This is a genomic window from Lachnoclostridium sp. An196 (genome assembly GCF_002160135.1).
GTDB lineage: Bacteria > Bacillota > Clostridia > Lachnospirales > Lachnospiraceae > Hominiventricola > Hominiventricola avistercoris.
Genome location: NZ_NFJZ01000019.1, coordinates 15964 through 33473 on the forward strand (window position 1 = coordinate 15964; position 17510 = coordinate 33473).

The window sequence follows — 17510 nt, forward strand, 5'->3', positions numbered from 1 at the left end:
ACAAAAAAATTGGAAGATAGTTCTATTTCATGCGCGGGGGTGTGAGAGTACTACTATGAAGAGGGGAACATTACAGATCTATTTCGGAAGCGGAAAAGGAAAGACGACGGCCGCGCTGGGGCAGGCGATCAAAGAGGCGAGCCGGGGACGTTCTGTTTTTATTGTGCAGTTCCTGAAGGGACGTCAGCCGGAAGAGATCCAGTTCATCCAGAGACTGGAGCCGGAGATCAAATTGTTCCGTTTCCAGCGAAGAGAGAAAGCGTTTGTGGATCTTGACCCGCAGGAGCGCGCGGAAGAGACTATGAACATGAAAAACGGTCTGGGTTTTGCGAGGAAGGTGCTGGCTACCGGAGAGTGTGATGTGCTGATCCTGGACGAGATCCTCGGCCTGGTGGAGTATGGCATTGCGTCTGCGGACGATATCCGGGCCCTTCTCGGAGAAGCTTCGGAGGGGACAGAGATTATCTTCACGGGGCAGAATCTGTGCCGGGAGATTATGGAGCTGGCGGATTTTGTCTATCAGATCACGACATTGAAGGAACAGGGATGCTGTGCAAAAGAAGACGCGAAGGAGGAAGGATATGGCAATATTTAAAGGAGCAGGAGTTGCGATTGTAACACCGATGACAGAGACGGAAGAGGTAAATTATCCAAAACTGGCGGAGCTTCTGGATTACCAGATTGAGAACGGGACAGATGCCATTATCATTTGCGGTACGACGGGTGAGTCTTCGACTCTGACTCATGAGGAACATCTGGAGGCGATCCGCTTTACAGTAGAACATGTGGCGGGCCGGGTTCCGGTAGTGGCAGGGACAGGATCCAACTGCACGAGGACCGCTGTCTATCTGTCGCAGGAAGCGGAAAAGAGCGGAGCGGACGGTCTGCTTCTGGTAAGCCCGTATTATAACAAAGCGACTCAGAAAGGCCTGGCGGCACATTTTAAAACGATTGCCGATTCGGTAAAACTTCCGGTAATTCTTTATAATATCCAGGGCCGTACAGGCGTCAACATCGCTCCGGAAACACTGGCCTGGCTGGCAAAAAATGTAGAAAATATTGTAGGCGTCAAAGAGGCCAGCAACAGTATTACCCAGGTGGCGAAGATCGCGCAGCTGACAGACGGCGCGCTGGATATTTATTCCGGAAATGACGATCAGATCGTTCCGATCCTCTCTCTTGGAGGGGTGGGCGTGATCTCTGTGCTGTCCAATATTGCGCCCAGAGAGACGCACGATATTGTGGCGAAGTACCTGGCAGGCGATGTGGAGGGAAGCCGTGATCTTCAGCTTAAGGCGCTTCCTCTGGTAGAGAAACTGTTCTGCGAGGTAAACCCGATACCGGTGAAAGCGGCGCTGAACATGATGGGCTGGGAAGTGGGTCCGGTGCGGATGCCGCTTACCGTTATGGAAGAGGAACACCAGAGACAGCTGAAAGCGGAGATGGATCGTTTCGGGATCAAGGCAAAAGGAGAAAGATAAATGGTAAGAGCGATTATGCACGGCTGCAACGGGCATATGGGCCAGGTGATCACGCAGCTGGTCCGGGAAGACGACGGGATCGAGATCGTGGCAGGAATCGATCTGGCAGACAACAGAGATAACGGGTACCCGGTCTATACGGATATATGGGCCTGTCGGGAAGAGGCGGATGTGATTATCGATTTCGCGGCGGCGAAAGCGACGGACGAACTGCTGAAATACGGCGTAGAACGTCAGATCCCTATGGTGCTGTGTACCACAGGTCTTTCTCCGGAACAGCTGGAGGCAGTGGAGGCGGCCAGTCAGAAAGTTGCGGTTTTAAAATCCGCCAACATGTCTGTGGGCGTCAATATGCTGCTGAAGATCCTGCAGGATGCGGCAAAAGTCCTGGCTCCCGCCGGATTTGACATTGAGATTGTAGAAAAGCATCACAATCAGAAAGTGGACGCTCCCAGCGGTACCGCGCTTGCGCTGGCGGACGCGGTCAACGAAGCGCTGGACGACGCGTATACCTATAAATACGACCGCAGCCAGGATCGTAAAAAGCGCGACCGGTATGAGATCGGTATTTCGGCTGTCCGGGGCGGAACGATCGTGGGGGATCATGATGTGATCTTCGCCGGGACTGACGAGGTGGTGACATTCAGCCACCGGGCTTATTCCAAAGCTGTGTTTGGAAAAGGCGCGGTCCAGGCGGCCAAGTTCCTGGCAGGAAAGCCGGCCGGCCATTATCAGATGAGCGACGTGATCGAGGGGTGAACTGCTTCTTCTTTGTAATTCGTCATGTATAAAAATTTTATAGTTGTCCATATTAGTAACAGCAGGTCATACACTGTTTTACATCTTATTTTCAGAAGGAGAGTTATTTATGAAACAGTTGCGAAAGTATGTGGTTGGTATGCTGTTGCTGGCAGTGATGATGTTCACCGCCGCGTGCGGAAGCACGGACAACAAGACTGATAACGGAAGCACAGGCGTTACGGATGAGAACAGCACGACGCAAGACACAACGGATGAGGATACCGTTCATGTTGACGACATCCTGTTTGATACGGATGGAGATGGAGTTTACGACCATACGGATGTGGACGGGGACGGGCTTCTGGAAGAAATCGGCAGAGACACCAATGACGTGGTGGATGACGTGGTAGACGATCTTACCGGAAATGACATGACGGAAGACGGAACCGTGGATGACACGGTGGTAGAAGAAAATGGAGCTGCCCAGGAAAAAACAGAACCGTAAAATAAGACAGGAGTGCGGCAGAACGCGGCACTCCTTTTTGTCAGGAGGAGCAGATGGAATTTCGTCCCTGTATTGATATACATAATGGAAAAGTGAAACAAATCGTGGGAGGCAGCCTGAAAGACGCGGGAGACAGGGCGCAGGAGAATTTTGTGGCGGAACAGGACGCGGCTTTTTTCGCAGGACTTTACCGGGAACGAGGTCTTGGAGGCGGCCATGTGATCCTTTTGAACCATGAGGGATCAGAATACTATGAGGCGACCAGACGGCAGGCCTTCCGGGCCCTGAAAGCATATCCGGGAGGACTGCAGATAGGGGGAGGCATCTGCGAAAATAATGCGGAGGAATATCTGGAAGCAGGAGCCAGCCATGTGATCGTCACATCCTGGGTTTTCCGGGAAGGGCGCATCGACCGGGAACGATTGAAACGTCTGGAACGGGCGGTGGGGAAAGACCGTCTGGTGCTGGATCTCAGCTGCCGGAAAAAAGGGACGGAATATTATATTGTGACCGACCGCTGGCAGAAGTTCACAGACGTGGCGCTGACTCCGCCGGTGCTGGATGAACTGGCGTCCCATTGCGCGGAGTTCCTGATCCATGCCGTAGATGTGGAAGGCAGATCTCAGGGGATTGAAAAAGAACTGGTATGTATGCTGGGAAAATGGAATGGGATTCCGGTCACTTACGCGGGCGGCGTGGGAAGTTATGAAGATCTGGAACTTTTGAAGAAGCTGGGACGGGGCCGGCTGAATGTAACGATCGGCAGCGCTCTGGATCTGTTCGGAGGGCCGCTGAATTTTGAACAAGTGGTGAAATCCATTGCGCGGGAGTAGCCAAAATGTTATAATGAGACTACCAAAGAGCAAAGGAGTGATTCTATGCGTTATATTATCAGCGGTAAGAATCTGGATGTCACAGACGGACTTCGTTCGGCAGTGACAGAAAAGCTGGGAAAGCTGGAGCGTTATTTTACTCCTGACACGGAAGTGCAGGTGACGCTTAGTGTGGAGAAAGAGCGTCAGAAGATCGAGGTGACGATCCCGGTAAAAGGGAATATTATCCGGTCGGAACAGACCAGCACGGACATGTACGTTTCGATTGATCTGGTGGAAGAAGTCATCGAACGTCAGCTGCGGAAGTATAAAAACAAGCTGATTGCCAAACACCAGGAGGGAGGCAACTTCCAGAAGGAATTCATGGAAAAGGAGACGGAGGATCAGGAGGTGAAGATCATCCGTACGAAAAAATTCGACATTAAACCCATGTATCCGGAAGACGCCTGCGTCCAGATGGAATTGCTTGGACATAACTTTTTCGCATTTGTGAACGCGGAGACCGACGAGATCAATGTGGTGTACAAGAGAAAAGGCGGCACCTATGGAATTCTGGAGCCGGATGTATAAAATATTTACCGATTTAGACGCTGAATGGGATTTGGTATTTGCCAAATCCCATATTTGTGGTAAAATGTACAAACAGGACGTAAGACAGCGGCCTGTTTGTGTATATAGATAGGAGTATGACATGAATATCATTGAAAAAGTATTTGGAACTCACAGCCAGAGAGAACTGAAACTTATCAATCCGACGATTGATAAGATTGAGGCGCTTCGTCCGACCATGCAGGCTTTGAGCGATGAAGAGCTGAGAGACAAGACACGGGAGTATAAGCAGCGGCTGGCTGAAGGGGCCACTTTGGATGATCTGCTGCCGGAGGCTTTCGCCACAGTCCGCGAAGCGGCAAAGCGGGTGCTGGGGATGGAGCATTACCGGGTACAGCTGATCGGTGGTATGATCCTGCACCAGGGACGTATCGCGGAGATGAAGACCGGTGAAGGAAAGACCCTGGTTTCCACCCTCCCGGCGTATCTGAATGCGCTGGAAGGCAAAGGCGTGCATATTGTCACGGTCAATGACTACCTGGCAAAGCGTGACGCGGAGTGGATGGGTAAGGTGCATGAGTTTCTGGGCCTGACGGTGGGCGTAGTATTGAACGGCTCCACCAAAGAAGAGCGCAGAGCGGCTTACAACTGTGATATTACCTATATTACGAACAATGAGCTGGGATTTGACTATCTGCGTGACAATATGGTGATTTATAAGGAACAGCTGGTACAGCGGGATCTGCATTATGCCATCATCGACGAGATTGACTCGATTCTGATCGATGAAGCCCGTACCCCCCTGATTATCTCCGGCCAGAGCGGAAAATCCACAAAACTGTATGAGTTGTGCGATTATGTGGCGCATACGCTGAAGAGGGGAGAGGCCAGCAAAGAGTTCTCCAAGATGGATGCGATTATGGGTGAAGAGATCGAAGAGACCGGAGACTTCATCGTCAATGAAAAAGATAAGATCGTTCATCTGACGGCGGACGGCATCAAGAAAGTGGAGCAGTTCTTCAAGATCGAGAATCTGGCGGATCCGGAGAATCTGGAGATTCAGCATAACATGGAACTGGCGCTGCGGGCGAATAACCTGATGTTCCGAGACCAGGATTATGTGGTGAAAGATGATCAGATCTTTATTGTGGATGAATTTACAGGCCGTATTATGCCGGGCCGCCGGTATTCGGACGGTCTCCATCAGGCCATTGAGGCGAAAGAGCATGTGAAAGTGAAGCGGGAGAGCAAGACGCTCGCCACGATCACGTTCCAGAATTTCTTTAACAAATATGCGAAAAAGTGCGGTATGACCGGTACTGCGCTGACGGAAGAACAGGAATTCCGCACGATCTACGGTATGGACGTTATCGAGATTCCTACGAATAAACCGGTACGCCGCGTGGACCTGCAGGATGCGGTATATAAGACCAAGAAGGAGAAACTGTTCGCTGTGTGCAACGCCATCGAAGAGGCGCATGCCAAAGGACAGCCGGTACTGGTGGGTACGATTACCATCGAAGCATCCGAAGAACTGAGCCGGATGCTGACAAAGAGAGGTATCGAACACGAAGTGCTGAACGCGAAGTTCCATGAACGCGAGGCCGAGATCGTAGCGCTGGCAGGCCAGCACGGAGCAGTGACCATCGCCACCAACATGGCGGGCCGCGGTACGGATATCAAGCTGGATGACGCGGCCAGAGAAGCGGGGGGCTTAAAGATCATCGGTACGGAACGTCACGAGTCCCGCCGGATCGACAACCAGCTGCGCGGACGTGCCGGACGTCAGGGCGACCCGGGAGAGTCCCGTTTTTATATTTCTCTGGAAGACGACCTGATGCGTCTGTTTGGTTCTGAACGTCTGATGAACATGTTCAATGCTCTGGGCGTGCCGGAGAATGAGCAGATCGAGCATAAGATGCTCAGCAGCGCCATTGAGAAAGCGCAGGAACGGATCGAGAACAACAACTTCGGTATCCGTAAGAATCTGCTGGAGTATGACCAGGTCATGAACGAGCAGAGAGAGATCATATACGGAGAGCGCCGCCGCGTGCTGGACGGCGAGAGTATGAGGGACTCCATCTATAAGATGATCTCCGACGTGGTGGAGAATACCGTGGACACTTTTGTGGGAGACGATCAGGCTCCCGCGGACTGGGATCTGGTAGGCCTGAATGAGACGCTGCTTCCGATTATCCCGTTCCAGCCGATCACGGTGGAACGTCTGGGATGCAAGAATAAGGCGGAATTGAAGCACGCGCTGAAGCAGGAGGCGACCCATCTCTACGAAGCGAAAGAGGCGGAATTCCCCAATCCGGAGATGATCCGTGAACTGGAACGTGTATTCCTGCTGAAGGTGATCGACCGCAAATGGATGAATCATATCGACGATATGGAGCAGCTGCGTCAGGGCATCGGACTGCAGGCATACGGCCAGAGAGATCCGCTGGTCGAGTATAAGATGAGCGGATACGACATGTTCGAGGCGATGACCGCGGGAATCCAGGAAGATACGGTACGTCTGCTCATGCATGTGAAGATAGAAGAAAAGGCCGAGCGCGAGGAAGTCGCTCAGGTGACAGGTACCAACAAAGACGACTCGGTGGCAAAACAGCCGGTACAGAGAGCAGCGCAGAAGGTTTATCCGAATGATCCGTGTCCGTGCGGAAGCGGCAAGAAGTATAAACAGTGCTGCGGAAGAAAAAAATAAAAAAGAAAGAAGGTGTTGTTGTGGTAGAACTGGATCAGTATAAATATACGTTGAACAGCTATGCACAGCCTATGACAGAACTGAGGGATTCACTTTAACCTGGCTGGCAAATCACTCAGGATTGAAGAACTGGAAAGAGAGATGGAAGCGCCCGGATACTGGGACGATGTGGAAAAGTCCCAGGAAGGCATGAAGGAGCTGAACCGTCTCAAAGAAGAAAAACAGGCATTTGAAGATCTGCAGAGGAGTTATGAGGATATCGAGACCCTGCTGGAGATGGGATACGAGGAAAATGACGAGTCCCTGATCCCGGAGATCGAAGAGGAACTGAATCAGTTCGTGGAGACCTTTGAATCCATGCGGATCAGGACGCTGCTTTCCGGAGAGTACGACAAAGAGGACGCTATTGTGACGCTGCATGCGGGCGCCGGGGGGACGGAGTCCTGCGACTGGACCGGCATGCTTTACCGGATGTACAGCCGCTGGGCGGAGTCTCATGGATTTTCCGTGGAGGTGCTGGACTATCTGGAAGGCGATGAAGCAGGTATCAAGTCTGTGACATTTGAAGTGCACGGCGAAAACGCATATGGTTATCTGAAATCCGAGAAGGGCGTTCACCGTCTGGTGAGAATCTCACCGTTCAACGCGGCAGGCAAGAGGCAGACTTCTTTCGCCTCCTGCGACGTGATGCCGGATATTGAAGGGGACATCGATGTGGAGATCAATCCGGACGATCTGAGGATCGATACCTATCGTTCCAGCGGCGCAGGCGGACAGCATATTAATAAAACCTCTTCGGCTATCCGCATTACGCATATCCCCACGGGTATCGTGGTGCAGTGCCAGAATGAGCGTTCCCAGCATCAGAACAAAGACAAAGCCATGCAGATGCTGAAAGCGAAGCTGTATCTGCTGGAACAGCAGAAGCAGGAGGAGAAGCTTTCCGGTATCCGCGGCGAGGTCAGCGATATCGCCTGGGGAAACCAGATCCGTTCTTATGTTCTGCAGCCGTATACGATGGTAAAGGATCATCGCACCAACGAGGAGATCAGCAATGTGGATGCAGTATTAGACGGGAAGATTGATCCGTTTATCAACGCATACCTGAAATGGGTGAATCTGTCCCCGGAGGAAAAGGAATGACGGAGAAGAGCAGGTATTTTGTGCTGAAGCAGAAGGCGGTGCCGGAAGTACTGTTGAAAGTGGTGGAAGTGAAGCGCCTTCTGGCTTCCGAGAAAGGGATCACCGTACAGGAAGCCACGGAAGAGGCAGGCATCAGCAGAAGTTCCTACTATAAATACAGGGATGATATATTCCCGTTCCATGATGAAACCAAGGGCAAGACGGTTACGTTTATGCTGCAGATGGAGGACGAACCGGGACTTTTGTCAAAAGTCCTGAATGTGGTGGCGGAATTCCGCGCCAATATACTGACCATCCATCAAAGTATCCCGATCAACGGGATGGCGTCCCTGACGCTCAGCGTGGAGGTACAGTCTTCGACCGGAGACGTATCTGCCATGATTGAGAAGATAGAGGGGCAGCCCAGCGTGCGTGACCTGAAAATACTAGGCAGGGAGTGATACCGATGATAAAAGTAGCTATTATGGGGTATGGTACCGTTGGTTCCGGGGTTTATGAAGTGATCAGGACGAACCAGAAGAGTATCAACAAGAAGGTGGGGCAGGAACTGGAGATCAAATACGTACTGGATCTGCGGGAATTCCCGGGAGATCCGGTGATGGACGTTCTGACCCATGATTTTGAGGACATTATCAATGATGAAGAGGTGCGGATCGTCGCGGAAGTGATGGGCGGACTGCACCCGGCGTATGAATTCACCCGGCGCTGTCTGGAAGCCGGCAAGAGTGTGTGCACCTCCAACAAAGAGCTGGTGGCGGAGCACGGCGCGGAGTTGATCCAGATTGCCAAAGATCATCAGGTGAATTATCTTTTTGAGGCCAGTGTGGGAGGCGGTATCCCGATCATCCGGCCGCTGAATTCCTCTTTGACGGCGGACGTGATTCTGGAGATTTCCGGTATCCTGAACGGCACCACCAACTATATGCTGACCAAGATGGCCGAGGAAAGCCTGGACTATGACGAAGTCCTGAAAGAAGCTCAGGCAAAGGGCTATGCGGAGCTGCATCCGGAAGCGGATGTGGAAGGCTGGGATGCCTGCCGCAAGATCGCGATCCTGACTTCCCTTGCCAGCGGCAATCAGGTGGATTTTCGTGATATTCATACGGAAGGCATCACGAAGATCACGAAAGAAGACTTCCTGTATGCCAGGAAGATGAAGCACGCCATCAAGCTGCTGGCGACCAGCAGGAAAGTGGACGATACTTACTGCATTATGGTGAGCCCGGCGCTGATTTCCAGAGATAACCCGCTGTATATGGTCAACGATGTGTTCAATGCGGTGGAAGTGGTAGGAAACATGCTGGGCGCGTCCATGTTCTATGGAAGCGGCGCCGGAAAGCTTCCTACAGCCAGCGCGGTGGCAGGCGATATGGTGGATGCGGCCAGACATCTGGGCAAGATCATTACCTTATTCTGGTCCCCGGAAAAACTGGAGCTGGCGCCGGTGGAAGAGAGCAGCCGGAAATTCTTTGTGCGTATGAAGAGCGCGGAAGAGGCGCGGAAATATTTCGGCGATGTGGAGATCTGGGATGCGGGCATCCCTGGAGAGATCGGGGCCGTCACGCCGGTGATGACCGAGGCGGAATTCGCCGCGAAAGCAGAAGGCGCAGACCTGATCGGTATGATCCGCGTGGAAGACTGACACGGTACAGGAGGATAGAGAATGGATATCGTATGTTTGGACCTGGAAGGCGTATTGGTGCCGGAGATCTGGATCGCTTTTTCGGAAGCCAGCGGGATCCCGGAACTGAAAAGAACGACCAGGGACGAGCCGGACTATAATAAACTGATGAACTGGAGACTGAGTATTCTGAAAGAACACGGGCTGGGCCTGAAGGAGATTCAGGAGACGATCGCCAGGATCGATCCGCTGCCGGGAGCGAAAGAATTTCTGGACGAGCTTCGCTCCATCACGCAGGTGATCGTCATCAGCGATACCTTTACACAGTTCGCAAAACCACTGATGAAGAAACTTGGATGGCCCACGCTGTTCTGCAACTCTCTGGAGGTGGCTCCCGATGGAGAGATTACCGGATTTAAAATGCGTATCGAAAATTCCAAGCTTTCTACCGTGAAGGCGCTGCAGTCGGTAGGCTTCGAGACCATAGCCGCAGGCGACAGCTACAATGATCTGGATATGATCAGAGCAGGAAAAGCGGGATTCTTGTTCCGCAGCACGGAGCAGATCAAAAAGGACAATCCGGATCTGCCTGCTTTTGAAGAATTTGACGAGTTCCTGTCAGCGATTAAACAGGTCCTTGGTTAGAAAAGATTTGTCAAAACCCCTTTCATGCTTTACAATAGAGACCATGAAAGGGGTTTTTCTATGGATATCATACAGAAATTAACCGAAGAACTGGAAGTCAGGAAATGGCAGGTTGAGGCTGCCGTTAAATTGATCGACGAGGGAAATACGATCCCTTTTATCTCCCGTTACCGGAAAGAGGTCACGGGAGCTTTAAATGATGAGCAGCTCCGGAAACTGGATGAACGCCTGAAATATCTCCGCAATCTGGAGGAGAAAAAGACTCAGGTGCTCTCTGCCATCGAGGAACAGGGAAAGCTGACGGAGGAACTGCGCGCGCAGATTGAAGAAGCGCAGACTCAGGTGGCTGTGGACGACCTGTACCGGCCGTACCGGCCCAAACGCCGTACCCGCGCTACCATGGCGAAGGAAAAAGGACTGGAAGGCCTGGCAGATATTATCCGCCTGCAGATGACCGGACGGAGCCTGGAGGAAGAGGCGCAGGCCTATATATCGGAAGACAAAGGTGTGGCTTCCGCGGAAGAAGCGGTGGCGGGAGCGAAAGATATTCTTGCGGAACTGATCTCTGACCAGGCGGATTACCGTACCCGCATCCGGGAGATGACATGGAACGAGGGGATTGTCACTTCGGAGGCGAAGGATGAGGGTCAGGAGTCTGTTTATGAGACTTATTACCATTTCAGCCAGCCGGTCAGCAGGATGGCCGGGCACCGGACTCTGGCTCTGAACCGGGGCGAAGCGGAGAAAATGCTGACGGTGAAGGTCGAAGCTCCGGAAGAGAAGATCGTGGAATGGCTGGAGAGACAGGTCATTGTCCGGGATAATCCGAATACTTCGCCGGCGCTGAGGGAAGCCGTGGAAGACAGCTATGCCCGTCTGATCCGGCCGGCGATCGAACGGGAGATCAGGAATCAGCTGACCGAGCAGGCTCAGGACGGCGCCATTCAGGTGTTTGGAAAGAATCTGGAGCAGCTTCTGATGCAGCCGCCTGTATCCGGACATGTGGTGCTGGGATGGGACCCGGGCTACCGCAACGGCTGCAAACTGGCGGTAGTGGACGCCACCGGAAAAGTGCTGGACGCGCTGGTGATCTATCCCACAGCCCCGAAAAACCAGATCGAAGAGTCCAAAAAGATATTAAAGAAACTGATTGAAAAATATCAGATCACGCTGATCTCTCTGGGAAACGGCACTGCGTCCAGAGAATCTGAGCAGATCATCGCCGACCTTTTGAAGGAGATTCCGGGGAAAGTGCAGTATGTGATTGTCAGCGAGTCCGGCGCGTCGATTTATTCGGCCAGCAAGCTGGCTGCGGAGGAGTTCCCGGGTCTGGATGTGGGACAGAGAAGCGCCGCGTCCATCGCGCGCAGGCTGCAGGATCCTCTGGCGGAGCTGGTGAAAATTGATCCCAAGTCCATCGGCGTAGGCCAGTATCAGTATGATATGGATCAGAAGCGCCTGGGAGAAGCCCTGAGCGGAGTGGTAGAAGACGTGGTGAACCGCGTAGGAGTAGACTTAAATACCGCTTCCGCGCCTCTTCTGGAATATGTGTCCGGAATTACGAAGACACTGGCGAAAAATATTGTAGCTTACCGGGAGGAGAACGGACGCTTCGCAGAACGCAGGCAGCTCCTGAAGGTCCCGAAACTGGGACCAAAAGCATATGAGCAGTGCGCGGGCTTTCTGCGCATCATGGGCGGGAGCAATCCCCTGGATGGGACCGGAGTCCATCCGGAGAGCTATGAGGCGGCGGAAAAGCTGCTGAAATCCCTGGGATATACGTCCGAAGACCTGACACGCGGCGGGATCCGGGGGATCTCCAGGAAAGTGCGTCATCCGGAGAAGACAGCGGAAGAACTGGGCATCGGTGAACTGACGATGAAGGACATTCTGCAGGAACTGGAAAAGCCGGCCAGAGACCCGAGGGACGAGATGCCCCGTCCGGTGCTCCGGAGCGATGTGCTGGATATGGAAGATCTGAAGCCGGGAATGGTGCTGAAAGGAACTGTGCGCAATATTATTGATTTCGGCGCGTTTGTAGACATCGGGGTGCATCAGGACGGTCTGGTGCATATATCCCAGATGTCTGACCGTTTTATCCGGCATCCTCTGGAAGTGGTGAAGATCGGAGACGTGGTGGAAGTGAAGGTGCTTGGCGTAGATGCGGCCAAAAAGAGAATTTCACTGACTATGAAATTATAGAGTAAGAGGCATAGAGATGATAGTTGAGACATTTTGTGCCAGGGAAACCTGGGAGCTGGGGAAAAAAGCGGGAGAACTGGCAAAACCGGGGATGGTGATTGCCCTGGACGGCGACCTTGGAGTGGGAAAGACTGTATTTACCCAGGGATTTGCCGCCGGACTGGGGATCGAAGAGCCGGTCAACAGTCCCACTTTTACCATTGTGCAGGTCTATGAAGGCGGGCGCCTGCCTTTCTATCACTTCGATGTGTACCGGATCGGAGACGTGGAAGAGATGGAAGAGATCGGATACGAGGATTGCTTTTACGGCGAAGGCGTCTGCCTGATCGAGTGGGCGGATCTTATCCGGGAAATCCTCCCGGAAAAGATCTGCAGAGTGACGATTGAGAAAGACCTGGAAAAGGGATTTGATTATCGGAAGATTACACTGGAAGGATTCGAGGAATGGGAGGCATAAGATAATGAAGATTTTGGCGCTGGATAGTTCCGGGCTGGTGGCGTCTGTGGCGGTTGTAGAGGAAAATGACGGAAATCAGAATCTGCTGGCAGAATATACGGTGAATTATAAGAAGACGCATTCTCAAACGCTGCTTCCTATGCTGGATGAGATCGTCAAAATGATCGAGCTGGATCTGAAATCCATTGACGCGATTGCCCTGGCGGCAGGGCCGGGTTCCTTTACCGGACTCAGGATCGGATCGGCTACGGCAAAAGGATTGGGGTTTGCGCTGGAAAAGCCGTTGATAGATATCCCGACCGTGGACGGGCTGGCCTATAACCTGTACGGAACGGACAGGGTAATCTGCCCCCTGATGGATGCCAGAAGAAATCAGGTATATACGGGCATCTATGAGTTTTGCGGCGGCAGCCTGCATGTGCTGGAGCCTCAGATGGCGGCGGGCATCGAAGTGATTGCCGGGAAACTGCGGGCGTTGGGACGGGAAGTGATCTTCCTGGGAGACGGAGTCCCGGTATTCCGGAAACGTCTGGAAGAGGAACTGATGGCCGGAGAAAAGTTTTCTTTTGCGCCCGCCCATCTGAACAAACAGCGGGCGGGCGCCGTGGGCGCTCTGGCGCTGCAGTACTTAAAAGAAGGAAAGACCGTGTCTGCGGCGGAACACAGGCCGGTTTATCTGCGGCTTTCCCAGGCTGAGCGCGAACGCCTGGAGAAGGAGAAAAATACATGATTCGGCCAATGAGGGAGGAAGACCTGAAACAGGCGGCGGATCTGGAAAAAAGGTATTTTTCTTTGCCCTGGTCGGAAAAAACTTTGCGTGAAAGCCTGGAAAGGCAGGAGTATGTTTTCCTCGTGGCGGAAGAGGAAGGACAGATTGCCGGATATGCGGGACTTCTTCAGGTGATGGAGGAAGGCGACATCACGAATGTTGTGGTGGATGAATCCTGCAGGGGGCGGGGGCTGGGCCGAGGTCTGGTGAGCAGGCTGCTGGAAGAAGGAAAGGCGCGGGGAATCCGTGCATTTACACTGGAGGTACGGGTGGGAAATGCAGGCGCTATCCGGTTATATGAAGAACTGGGATTCCGGTCGGAAGGCGTGCGCAAAGGGTTTTATGACCTGCCCAAAGAGGATGCTCTTATCATGTGGAAGAGAGAAGATACATGACAGCAATCTCCTATTTCTCCCTGTCGGGGAGGTTAGTATAATTGAAATATCTAACATCAGATAAGGAGGATAAGAGTATGCGTCAATATATTGACCAGGAAAAACGTGTCCTGGAAAAGATCGTCTGCAACCGGTGCGGACGGGAACTGCAACTGGAAAAAGGACTTGTACAGGAAGGCGTGTTTACAGGAGATGTGCAGTGGGGATATTTCTCCAGGCACGACGGGGAAAGGCACCGCTTTGATCTGTGCGAGGAATGTTATGAGCATCTGATCAGTTCATTCCGGATCCCTGTGGAGAAGGAGGACGAGACGGAGCTCCTGTAGGAGAATATATGCTGGATATTTGTTTGCTTGGAAGCGGAGGAATGATGCCGCTTCCGTACCGTTGGCTGACTGCTCTTATGGTGCGCTATAATGGGAGCAGTCTGCTGATCGACTGCGGAGAAGGCACGCAGATCGCGATCAAAGAGAAAGGATGGAGTTTCAAACCCATCGATGTCATCTGTTTTACGCATTACCATGGGGATCATATCAGCGGTCTTCCGGGTCTTTTGCTGACCATGGGAAACGCGGAACGTACAGAGCCGCTGACCCTGATCGGCCCCAAAGGCCTGGAGCGGGTGGTGAATGCGCTGCGGGTGATTGCGCCGGAGCTTCCTTTCCCGATTCTTTACCGGGAAATAAATGGAGCGTCGGAAGAATTCAGCCTGAACGGATACCGCCTGAAGGCGTTCCGGGTCAACCATAATGTGCTCTGTTACGGATATACTCTGGAGCTGGACCGCGCGGGCCGGTTTCAGCCCGACCGCGCGCAGGCTCTGGATATTCCCAAATATTACTGGAGCCGTCTGCAAAAGGGAGAGACGATTGCCGACGGAGATAAGGTGTACACTCCGGACATGGTGCTGGGAGCGCCGAGGAAAGGGATCAAGCTGACCTACTGTACGGACACCAGACCGACCCAGTCTATCGTGGATAACGCCATGCATTCGGATCTGTTTATCTGTGAAGGCATGTACGGCGAAAAAGGCAAGGAAGCCAAAGCGAAAGAATATAAGCACATGACCTTTTATGAAGCGGCCAAACTGGCAAAGGCGGCAGAAGTGAAAGAGATGTGGCTGACGCACTACAGTCCTTCTCTGACCCGCCCGGAAGAATACATGGATGAAGTGCGTAAGATTTTCCCGGCTGCCCAGGCAGGGAAAGACCGCAAATCGGTGGAATTGGATTTTGAAAAGGATGAAGAGTGATGGAAGAGAAAAAAGATGTTTTGATTCTGGCGATAGAGAGCTCCTGTGATGAGACGGCGTCAGCGGTGGTAAAGAACGGCCGGGAAGTGCTTTCCAATGTTATTTCTTCTCAGATAGCCCTTCACACGCTCTATGGCGGCGTGGTGCCGGAGATTGCATCCAGAAAACATATTGAAAAAATCAACGAGGTGATACAGGAGGCGCTGGATCAGGCCGGCGTGAAACTGTCAGAGATCGATGCGATCGGCGTCACTTACGGCCCGGGGTTGGTGGGAGCGCTGCTGGTGGGCGTGGCTGAGGCCAAGGCGATCAGCTATGCGGCGGGGATCCCGCTGGTGGGTGTACACCATATTGAAGGCCATATTTCCGCCAATTATATTGCGTGTAAGGAACTGGAACCGCCTTTTATCTGCCTGGTGGTGTCAGGAGGGCACACGCATCTGGTCGTGGTGCGTGATTATGGGAAATATGAGATTATAGGAAAAACCAGGGACGATGCGGCAGGAGAGGCGTTTGATAAAGTGGCGCGCGCCATCGGACTGGGATATCCGGGCGGACCGAAGATCGACCGCCTGGCAAAGGAAGGAAATCCGGACGCGATTCATTTTCCAAGGGCCAAAGTGGAAGACGCCCCGTATGATTTCAGTTTCAGCGGCGTGAAGTCCGCGGTGCTGAATTATCTGAATGGCTGTCATATGAAAGGCGAGCCGGTGGTGGAAGCGGATGTGGCGGCTTCTTTCCAGAAGGCTGTGTGCGATGTGCTGGTGGAACACGCTGTACAGGCAGTGAAGGATTATGGTATTCCGAAACTGGCGCTGGCCGGCGGTGTAGCGTCGAATTCGGCGCTGCGTGAAGCTATGAAAGCGGCATGTGAGAAAGAAGGAGTCTCTTTCTATTATCCTTCTCCGATTCTCTGTACGGATAATGCGGCAATGATCGGAGCGGCGGCCTACTATGAATATATCAATGGCGTCAGGAGCGGACTGGATCTGAATGCGGTGCCCAATCTGCGCCTGGGAGAACGCTGACAGGAGGAGAAAATGGGTAAAAAACGCTGTGCGGCAGTTGTACTGGCGGGAGGCCAGGGCAGACGGATGGGAACGGCGGTGGCGAAGCAGTATCTTCTGATCCGGGAGAAGCCGGTGCTGTATTACTCGCTGGAAGCCTTTGAACAGTCCGGGGTGATCGACGATGTGATTCTGGTGGTTGGGAGTGGACAAATTCCTTATTGCAAAGAAGAGATTGTGGAAAAGTACGGCTTTCAAAAAGTGCGCGCGGTTACGGAAGGCGGCGCGGAGCGCTACCATTCTGTCTGGGCGGGACTTAAGGCGGCAGAGGCTTTTTTGCCTGATTACATATTTATCCATGACGGTGCGAGACCTTTTGTGGACGAGAGCATCTTGGAGCGCGCCTTTGAAGAGGTAAAAAGATGCCGTGCATGCGTGGTGGGCATGCCGGTAAAAGACACGATCAAGATCGCGGATGATCAGGGGTTTATTCATACGACGCCAAAGAGGAGCCTGGTCTGGCAGATTCAGACTCCGCAGGTGTTCGCGGCGGATTTGATCGTATCTTCTTATGGAACAATGATGGAAAAAGAGCAGGAGTACCTGAAACGTGGGATTCAGATCACGGATGATGCCATGGTGGTGGAAACTGTCTGCGGATGCCCGGTAAAATTGGTGGAAGGCTCTTACGAAAACATTAAAATCACTACACCGGAGGACCTGGAAATCGCGGAAATATTTGCATCAAAAAGAACCGAAGAAAAAGATGTAAAAAAATGAAAAAAGATGGTTGACAAAACTGCCCGATACTGCTAGAATATCACATGTCGCTTATGGAGAGATATCGAAGTGGTCATAACGAGGCGGTCTTGAAAACCGTTTGTCCGTAAGGGCGCGTGGGTTCGAATCCCACTCTCTCCGTTCACACGAGAGAGTGTGGTTTAGAATAAAATACAGTCTGTGTTTACAGGCGCTTTGGAGAAATACCCAAGTGGCTGAAGGGGCTCCCCTGGAAAGGGAGTAGGTCGTTAGTAGCGGCGCGAGGGTTCAAATCCCTCTTTCTCCGTTTCCTTTTCGCTGAAAAACAGCTCGAAAAAAAGTTAAAAAAGTTGTTGACAAAGCTTGAAGGATTTGGTATTATATACAAGCTGTCGCTGAGAACTGGCGGCAACGAAATGAACCTTGATAATTGAACAGTGC

General features: G+C 52.5%; 19 protein-coding genes and 2 tRNA genes. All 21 read left to right on the plus strand.

All coding sequences use genetic code 11. The features are described 5' to 3' along the window. Positions 1 to 55 precede the first annotated feature (55 nt). The gene (locus B5F29_RS15740) at positions 56 to 595 is read left to right on the plus strand and encodes a cob(I)yrinic acid a,c-diamide adenosyltransferase (RefSeq protein WP_087155548.1); all 540 of its coding nucleotides are present in this window, start codon (positions 56 to 58) and stop codon (positions 593 to 595) included. Further along, complete coding sequence (gene dapA / locus B5F29_RS15745; protein WP_087155549.1) at positions 582 to 1481, plus strand: 4-hydroxy-tetrahydrodipicolinate synthase; 900 nt, start codon at positions 582 to 584, stop codon at positions 1479 to 1481. Before B5F29_RS15740 ends, dapA begins: the two co-directional genes overlap by 14 nt. Then, on the plus strand, positions 1482 to 2240 hold the full coding sequence (gene dapB, locus B5F29_RS15750) for a 4-hydroxy-tetrahydrodipicolinate reductase (protein ID WP_087155550.1): 759 nt from the start codon (positions 1482 to 1484) through the stop codon (positions 2238 to 2240). Positions 2241 to 2349: 109 nt separating this feature from the next. Further along, complete coding sequence (locus tag B5F29_RS15755) at positions 2350 to 2727, plus strand: hypothetical protein (protein ID WP_087155551.1); 378 nt, start codon at positions 2350 to 2352, stop codon at positions 2725 to 2727. A gap of 53 nt (positions 2728 to 2780) precedes the next feature. Continuing rightward, on the plus strand, positions 2781 to 3560 hold the full coding sequence (hisA, locus tag B5F29_RS15760; RefSeq protein ID WP_087155552.1) for a phosphoribosylformimino-5-aminoimidazole carboxamide ribotide isomerase: 780 nt from the start codon (positions 2781 to 2783) through the stop codon (positions 3558 to 3560). 45 nt (positions 3561 to 3605) lie between these two features. Further along, positions 3606 to 4130: a ribosome hibernation-promoting factor, HPF/YfiA family gene (gene hpf, locus B5F29_RS15765; protein WP_087155553.1), complete on the plus strand. Its 525-nt coding sequence runs from the start codon at positions 3606 to 3608 to the stop codon at positions 4128 to 4130. Positions 4131 to 4251: 121 nt separating this feature from the next. Beyond that, on the plus strand, positions 4252 to 6819 hold the full coding sequence (secA, locus tag B5F29_RS15770; RefSeq protein ID WP_087155554.1) for a preprotein translocase subunit SecA: 2568 nt from the start codon (positions 4252 to 4254) through the stop codon (positions 6817 to 6819). Between the two features lie 20 nt (positions 6820 to 6839). Next, positions 6840 to 7962 (plus strand): peptide chain release factor 2 gene (prfB, locus tag B5F29_RS15775; RefSeq protein ID WP_442911282.1). Its coding sequence is split into 2 segments (ribosomal slippage): positions 6840 to 6902 and positions 6904 to 7962, totalling 1122 coding nucleotides; the frame shifts between segments, so codons are not numbered across the junction. Continuing rightward, positions 7959 to 8402: an ACT domain-containing protein gene (locus B5F29_RS15780; RefSeq protein WP_087155555.1), complete on the plus strand. Its 444-nt coding sequence runs from the start codon at positions 7959 to 7961 to the stop codon at positions 8400 to 8402. The genes prfB and B5F29_RS15780 overlap by 4 nt, the downstream gene beginning before the upstream one ends. A gap of 5 nt (positions 8403 to 8407) precedes the next feature. After that, positions 8408 to 9604, plus strand: coding sequence for a homoserine dehydrogenase (locus tag B5F29_RS15785; protein WP_087155556.1), 1197 nt, complete (start codon positions 8408 to 8410; stop codon positions 9602 to 9604). A gap of 21 nt (positions 9605 to 9625) precedes the next feature. Beyond that, the gene (gene thrH, locus B5F29_RS15790; protein WP_087155557.1) at positions 9626 to 10228 is read left to right on the plus strand and encodes a bifunctional phosphoserine phosphatase/homoserine phosphotransferase ThrH; all 603 of its coding nucleotides are present in this window, start codon (positions 9626 to 9628) and stop codon (positions 10226 to 10228) included. 60 nt (positions 10229 to 10288) lie between these two features. Further along, the gene (locus B5F29_RS15795; protein WP_087155558.1) at positions 10289 to 12430 is read left to right on the plus strand and encodes a Tex family protein; all 2142 of its coding nucleotides are present in this window, start codon (positions 10289 to 10291) and stop codon (positions 12428 to 12430) included. Between the two features lie 16 nt (positions 12431 to 12446). Next, positions 12447 to 12887, plus strand: a complete 441-nt coding sequence (gene tsaE, locus B5F29_RS15800; RefSeq protein ID WP_087155559.1) for a tRNA (adenosine(37)-N6)-threonylcarbamoyltransferase complex ATPase subunit type 1 TsaE — start codon at positions 12447 to 12449, stop codon at positions 12885 to 12887. Positions 12888 to 12891: 4 nt separating this feature from the next. Continuing rightward, positions 12892 to 13617, plus strand: coding sequence for a tRNA (adenosine(37)-N6)-threonylcarbamoyltransferase complex dimerization subunit type 1 TsaB (tsaB, locus tag B5F29_RS15805; protein ID WP_087155560.1), 726 nt, complete (start codon positions 12892 to 12894; stop codon positions 13615 to 13617). Further along, positions 13614 to 14051: a ribosomal protein S18-alanine N-acetyltransferase gene (gene rimI / locus B5F29_RS15810; protein WP_087155561.1), complete on the plus strand. Its 438-nt coding sequence runs from the start codon at positions 13614 to 13616 to the stop codon at positions 14049 to 14051. Before tsaB ends, rimI begins: the two co-directional genes overlap by 4 nt. Positions 14052 to 14128: 77 nt before the next feature. Next, the gene (locus B5F29_RS15815) at positions 14129 to 14377 is read left to right on the plus strand and encodes a hypothetical protein (RefSeq protein WP_087155562.1); all 249 of its coding nucleotides are present in this window, start codon (positions 14129 to 14131) and stop codon (positions 14375 to 14377) included. Positions 14378 to 14385: 8 nt separating this feature from the next. Beyond that, positions 14386 to 15303: a ribonuclease Z gene (locus B5F29_RS15820; RefSeq protein ID WP_087155563.1), complete on the plus strand. Its 918-nt coding sequence runs from the start codon at positions 14386 to 14388 to the stop codon at positions 15301 to 15303. Beyond that, positions 15303 to 16331 carry a tRNA (adenosine(37)-N6)-threonylcarbamoyltransferase complex transferase subunit TsaD gene (gene tsaD / locus B5F29_RS15825; protein ID WP_087155564.1) on the plus strand — a complete coding sequence of 343 codons (1029 nt, stop codon included), beginning with the start codon at positions 15303 to 15305 and terminating at the stop codon, positions 16329 to 16331. Before B5F29_RS15820 ends, tsaD begins: the two co-directional genes overlap by 1 nt. 12 nt (positions 16332 to 16343) lie before the next feature. Beyond that, positions 16344 to 17090: a 2-C-methyl-D-erythritol 4-phosphate cytidylyltransferase gene (gene ispD / locus B5F29_RS15830; protein ID WP_087155565.1), complete on the plus strand. Its 747-nt coding sequence runs from the start codon at positions 16344 to 16346 to the stop codon at positions 17088 to 17090. A gap of 55 nt (positions 17091 to 17145) precedes the next feature. Beyond that, positions 17146 to 17231, plus strand: a tRNA-Ser gene (locus B5F29_RS15835). A 56-nt stretch (positions 17232 to 17287) separates the two neighbouring features. Further along, positions 17288 to 17376, plus strand: a tRNA-Ser gene (locus B5F29_RS15840). Positions 17377 to 17510 lie beyond the last annotated feature (134 nt).

Excerpts from the sequence above, each read along its gene's own strand:
- thrH (WP_087155557.1), top strand. The coding sequence starts at position 9,626 with ATGGATATCGTATGTTTGGACCTGGAAGGCGTATTGGTGCCGGAGATC.
- B5F29_RS15795 (WP_087155558.1), top strand. The coding sequence starts at position 10,289 with ATGGATATCATACAGAAATTAACCGAAGAACTGGAAGTCAGGAAATGG.
- secA (WP_087155554.1), top strand. The coding sequence starts at position 4,252 with ATGAATATCATTGAAAAAGTATTTGGAACTCACAGCCAGAGAGAACTG.
- hisA (WP_087155552.1), top strand. The coding sequence starts at position 2,781 with ATGGAATTTCGTCCCTGTATTGATATACATAATGGAAAAGTGAAACAA.
- tsaE (WP_087155559.1), top strand. The coding sequence starts at position 12,447 with ATGATAGTTGAGACATTTTGTGCCAGGGAAACCTGGGAGCTGGGGAAA.
- tsaD (WP_087155564.1), top strand. The coding sequence starts at position 15,303 with ATGGAAGAGAAAAAAGATGTTTTGATTCTGGCGATAGAGAGCTCCTGT.
- B5F29_RS15785 (WP_087155556.1), top strand. The coding sequence starts at position 8,408 with ATGATAAAAGTAGCTATTATGGGGTATGGTACCGTTGGTTCCGGGGTT.
- hpf (WP_087155553.1), top strand. The coding sequence starts at position 3,606 with ATGCGTTATATTATCAGCGGTAAGAATCTGGATGTCACAGACGGACTT.
- B5F29_RS15780 (WP_087155555.1), top strand. The coding sequence starts at position 7,959 with ATGACGGAGAAGAGCAGGTATTTTGTGCTGAAGCAGAAGGCGGTGCCG.
- dapB (WP_087155550.1), top strand. The coding sequence starts at position 1,482 with ATGGTAAGAGCGATTATGCACGGCTGCAACGGGCATATGGGCCAGGTG.
- B5F29_RS15820 (WP_087155563.1), top strand. The coding sequence starts at position 14,386 with ATGCTGGATATTTGTTTGCTTGGAAGCGGAGGAATGATGCCGCTTCCG.
- ispD (WP_087155565.1), top strand. The coding sequence starts at position 16,344 with ATGGGTAAAAAACGCTGTGCGGCAGTTGTACTGGCGGGAGGCCAGGGC.
- B5F29_RS15815 (WP_087155562.1), top strand. The coding sequence starts at position 14,129 with ATGCGTCAATATATTGACCAGGAAAAACGTGTCCTGGAAAAGATCGTC.
- B5F29_RS15740 (WP_087155548.1), top strand. The coding sequence starts at position 56 with ATGAAGAGGGGAACATTACAGATCTATTTCGGAAGCGGAAAAGGAAAG.
- dapA (WP_087155549.1), top strand. The coding sequence starts at position 582 with ATGGCAATATTTAAAGGAGCAGGAGTTGCGATTGTAACACCGATGACA.
- rimI (WP_087155561.1), top strand. The coding sequence starts at position 13,614 with ATGATTCGGCCAATGAGGGAGGAAGACCTGAAACAGGCGGCGGATCTG.
- B5F29_RS15755 (WP_087155551.1), top strand. The coding sequence starts at position 2,350 with ATGAAACAGTTGCGAAAGTATGTGGTTGGTATGCTGTTGCTGGCAGTG.
- tsaB (WP_087155560.1), top strand. The coding sequence starts at position 12,892 with ATGAAGATTTTGGCGCTGGATAGTTCCGGGCTGGTGGCGTCTGTGGCG.